This window comes from Cupriavidus necator, assembly GCF_040578825.1.
GTDB classification, from domain to species: domain Bacteria; phylum Pseudomonadota; class Gammaproteobacteria; order Burkholderiales; family Burkholderiaceae; genus Cupriavidus; species Cupriavidus necator_E.
On the sequence record NZ_JBEFLI010000153.1, the window covers coordinates 1 to 4,154 of the forward strand.

Sequence of the window (4,154 nt, forward strand, 5' to 3'; positions counted from 1 at the left end):
GCTCAAACAGATACAGGACGAAGGGAAGAAGGAGGAACATCAGTGCACCGCTGACGCGATGCAGGATGGATACCTTGCCGGCCCAGGGCAACCGGTAGCGCGCAATCTGCGCGATTCCGATATTCCGGTACTCCGGCCTGGCTTGTTTGACGGCTTCAGCCATGCGAGACCCCAATTAGCGGTAAACAAAGAAACGAAACTGCAAAAAACGATACTGCCCACCACCCTGCATGTACCACCCCTGCATGCAATGGGATGCATTAGGGCAAATCCATGAGATTTTAGCGCCTTTGTTGCGCGCTGCACCAATAATTTTCAGCTATCAGGCGGCAACGGCGCCGCCCGACAATCGCACACCATGCACATGACGCGGCACTGGCGCGCAACATTCATCCGCGGCAACTACAGCCGCATCGCCATCAAGGAAGCCGCAATAATCAGGGCCGGCGCGGGGATCACGCCGCAGGCCGGGAGTCAGCTCAGGTCGTTCTGGTAGTAGTGGCGGGTCGTCACATAGAGGCCGCGTCGCACTTCCACCGGGCGATCGCCGTAGGTGTACGACACACGCTCGACCGAAAGCAGCGGCGAGCCCACCGGGACGGACAGCAGCTCGGCCGCCGTCTCGTCGGCGGCCACAGCGCGGATCTTCTCCGAGGCGCGGATCATGCGCGTACCGAATTCGGCCTCGAATAATGCATACATGGGGCCCTTCCACTCGGTCAGCTTTTCAGCTGTCAGGCCCTTGAAGTTGGCGCCGAGCAGCCAGATTTCGTCCAGCACGGTCGACTCGCCGGAGAAAGTCAGCACGCGGCGGATCTGCACCACGCTGTCGCCGGTGCGGATATCGAGCAAGCGGGCAATCTCGGCGGGGGCGCGCAGGCGCTTGCACTCGAGCACGCGGCTGGCGCCATAATGCGGTTCGCCTTCGTCGGGAACGAGGCGCAGGAAGCGGAACTTGACCACGTCCTCATGGTGCGTGGTCACAAACGTGCCCTTGCCCTGCCGGCGCGCCACCAGGTTCTCGGCGGCGAGCTCGTCGATGGCCTTGCGCACTGTGCCCTGGCTGACCTTGTAGCGTGCGGCCAGCTCCATTTCGCTGGGAATCATCTCGCCCGGCTTCCATTCGCCGGATTGCAGGCTGCGCGTGATCAGCGCCTTGATCTGCTGGTAGAGCGGACTGAAAGTGGGCGATGGCACGGCGTGGGGGGCGGCAGCCTGTTGGGCGGCCTGGTGTGCAGCCTGAGCAACAGCGGTCTGCGCCGCGGCGGAAGACGGGGGCGACTGCGTCCCGGCGCCAGGCGTGGCGGCGCCAGATTCCTGCGCGCCGGGGGCGGCCGCGCCGGTCAGGGACGTAGGCAGGGAAGACATAGCGGGATTTCACCACAAAAGGGCGAGGCCCGTCCAGCCTGACATTAATTGTCTTATGTCTTATATAAGACATATGAATTGACATAGAGGGAGGCGCGGCCTACACTCGCGCTGGTCCACGCCCGCGAAAGGCTCCTGCGCGCCCTTTCCGGTCCCGTTCCGTGCTCCGCTGCCGGAATCCGGTCTGGAAATGGCGCCACGCTTCGCAGTAGACTTACGCTTCGTTGCATCACCATGACCCGTTGTGGCTTTCCCTCACCGGTCCCGCCCCGTGGCCCCGCCACCCGGTTCCGGCGGACTGCCGCTCCCCGCTGTGGCGACAACCAGCACCCGGTGACGCGCCGGCCCGCCCTGCATGGCGACGCGCCACCGACCGGCTTCCCCCCTTCTATCGTTTGGAGATTTACTCATGGCTAAAGCCCCAATGCGCGTCGCAGTGACCGGCGCCGCTGGCCAGATCGGCTACTCCCTGCTGTTCCGCATCGCCAATGGCGACATGCTGGGCAAAGACCAGCCGGTCATCCTCCAACTGCTCGACCTCCCGCAAGCCCAGCAAGCCGTCAAGGGCGTGGTGATGGAACTGGAAGACTGCGCCTTCCCGCTGCTGGCCGGCGTGGTCATCACCGATGATCCCAAGGTTGCCTTCAAGGACGCCGACGTTGCCCTGCTGGTGGGCGCCCGTCCGCGCAGCAAGGGCATGGAGCGCAAGGATCTGCTCGAAGCCAACGCCCAGATCTTCACCGTGCAGGGCAAGGCACTGGACGAAGTCGCCAGCCGCGACGTCAAGGTGCTGGTGGTCGGCAACCCGGCCAACACCAACGCCTACATCGCGATGAAGTCGGCCCCGAACCTGCCGCGCGAGAACTTCACCGCGATGCTGCGCCTGGACCACAACCGTGCCCTGTCGCAGATCGCCGCCAAGACCGGCAAGCCGGTGTCGTCGATCGAGAAGCTGTTCGTATGGGGCAACCACAGCCCGACCATGTACGCCGACTACCGCTATGCCACCGTCGACGGCCAGAGCGTCAAGGACCTGATCAACGATCCGGTGTGGAACAACGACGTGTTCCTGCCGACCGTCGGCAAGCGCGGCGCCGCCATCATCGAGGCCCGAGGCCTGTCGTCGGCAGCTTCGGCCGCCAACGCCGCCATCGACCACGTGCGTGACTGGGTGCTGGGCTCGAACGGCAAGGTCGTCACCATGGGCATCCCGTCGAACGGCGAGTACGGCATCCCCGCCGACACCATGTTCGGCTTCCCGGTGACCACCGCCAACGGCAAGTACGAAATCGTCAAGGGTCTGGAGATCGACGCCTACAGCCAGGAAAAGATCAACATCACCCTGAACGAACTGGAAGAAGAAAAGGCCGGCGTGCAGCACCTGCTGGGCTGATCTTCCGCTCGAGGAAAGACCAGAGCAAAGACCGGGGTTCCGCAACGATTCAATCGGTGCGGACCCCGGTTTTTCATATTGGAGCGTTACGCTAGCCTCTGCACTCCCCTTCAACCAACGATCCGAACCAACGTGCATCCTTCCGAGGTCTTGTTCCAGGGCGAAGCCATCCCGGTCCAGCTACCGGTGTGCGACCACTACGCGGGCAGCGAAAAGCTGATGCGCAAATCGCTTGCCCTGCAGCAAGAGCTTGGGCCCGTCTTCGATATCACCTTCGACTGCGAGGACGGCGCCGCCGTCGGCCGTGAGCGCGAGCATGCCGAGCTGTGCGCGCAACTGGCCAGCAGCCCGCTCAACGCGCATAACCGCGTGGGCGTGCGTATCCACGATCCTGCCCACCCGAGCTGGCGCCAGGACGTCGACGTGCTGGTGCGCGCCGCCGGTGCCCGGCTGGCCTATGTGGTGGTGCCCAAGGTCACCGACGTGGTCGAGGTCGCGCGCGTGACCGACCATGTCAACCAGGTGGCGCGCAGTGCCGGCATCGCGCGGCATATCCCGATCCATGTGCTGATCGAGACCCATGCCGCGCTCGAGCAGGCCTTCGATATCGCCGCGCTGGTGCAGGTGGAATGCCTGAGCTTCGGACTGATGGATTTCGTCTCGGCCCACCATGGCGCGATCCCGGGCGAGGCCATGCGCTCGCCCCAGCAGTTCGAGCATCCGCTGATCCGCCGCGCCATGCTGGAAATCTCGGCCGCCTGCCACCGGCACGGCAAGGTGCCCTCGCACAACGTCAGCACCGATGTGCAGGCGCCGCAGCGCGCCGGCGACGATGCGCTGCGCGCGCGCTGCGAGTTCGGCTACCTGCGCAAATGGAGCATCCATCCGGGCCAGATCGCGCCGATCGTGGCGGCATTCCGCCCCGGCGCCGGGGAAATCGGCGCGGCCAGCCAGATCCTGCTGGCCGCGCACGAGAACAACTGGGCGCCGATCCGGCACGAAGGCCAGCTGCACGACCGCGCCAGCTACCGCTACTACTGGTCCCTGCTGCAGCGCGCGCAGGCCACCGGCACGCCGCTGCCGGCCAACGTGGAAGCGCTGTTCTTCGCCTGAGACAAGAGCAACACAAAATAAGGTCGCGCCCCGAAGGAGACACGGATGGCCGCTTCGAAGACCGCTGCACGGCGCCAGGCTGTACCGGCGCCCGCTGAACCGACGCCCGCGCCCAGGCCCAAGAAATCCGTCGCGCTGTCCGGCGTTGCCGCCGGCAATACCGCGCTGTGCACGGTCGGCCGTACCGGCAACGACCTGCACTACCGCGGCTACGACATCCTCGATATCGCCGACGCCTGCGAGTTCGAGGAGATCGCCCACCTGCTGGTGCACGGCAAGC

Annotated in this window: 5 protein-coding genes; 3 read left to right on the plus strand and 2 right to left on the minus strand. The window is 65.0% G+C overall.

Annotated features, from left to right (window positions below):
* Both AB1I47_RS33440 and AB1I47_RS33445 read right to left on the minus strand, forming a co-directional pair.
* Nucleotides 1-163, minus strand: a 163-nt coding sequence (locus AB1I47_RS33440; RefSeq protein WP_475572033.1) for a succinate dehydrogenase, cytochrome b556 subunit, incomplete at its 3' end; no start/stop codon positions are given.
* Between the two features lie 311 nt (nt 164-474).
* Nucleotides 475-1,368 (minus strand): GntR family transcriptional regulator, encoded by an 894-nt coding sequence (locus tag AB1I47_RS33445; protein WP_354687935.1) that lies wholly within the window; start codon nt 1,366-1,368, stop codon nt 475-477.
* Nucleotides 1,369-1,777: 409 nt separating this feature from the next.
* On the opposite strand from AB1I47_RS33445, the gene AB1I47_RS33450 reads away from it, so the two are divergent.
* The 3 genes from AB1I47_RS33450 to AB1I47_RS33460 all read left to right on the plus strand — a co-directional run.
* Nucleotides 1,778-2,761, plus strand: a complete 984-nt coding sequence (locus tag AB1I47_RS33450) for a malate dehydrogenase (protein ID WP_354687936.1) — start codon at nt 1,778-1,780, stop codon at nt 2,759-2,761.
* A 132-nt stretch (nt 2,762-2,893) separates the two neighbouring features.
* The gene (locus tag AB1I47_RS33455; RefSeq protein WP_354687937.1) at nt 2,894-3,874 is read left to right on the plus strand and encodes an HpcH/HpaI aldolase/citrate lyase family protein; all 981 of its coding nucleotides are present in this window, start codon (nt 2,894-2,896) and stop codon (nt 3,872-3,874) included.
* 45 nt (nt 3,875-3,919) lie between these two features.
* Nucleotides 3,920-4,154 (plus strand): citrate/2-methylcitrate synthase (locus tag AB1I47_RS33460; RefSeq protein ID WP_354687938.1); only part of this gene is annotated, 235 nt, incomplete at its 3' end.

What these genes read in the sequence shown, in the direction of transcription:
- AB1I47_RS33450 (WP_354687936.1), top strand. Translation starts at nt 1,778, where the DNA reads ATGGCTAAAGCCCCAATGCGCGTCGCAGTGACCGGCGCCGCTGGCCAG.
- AB1I47_RS33445 (WP_354687935.1), bottom strand. Translation starts at nt 1,368, where the DNA reads ATGTCTTCCCTGCCTACGTCCCTGACCGGCGCGGCCGCCCCCGGCGCG.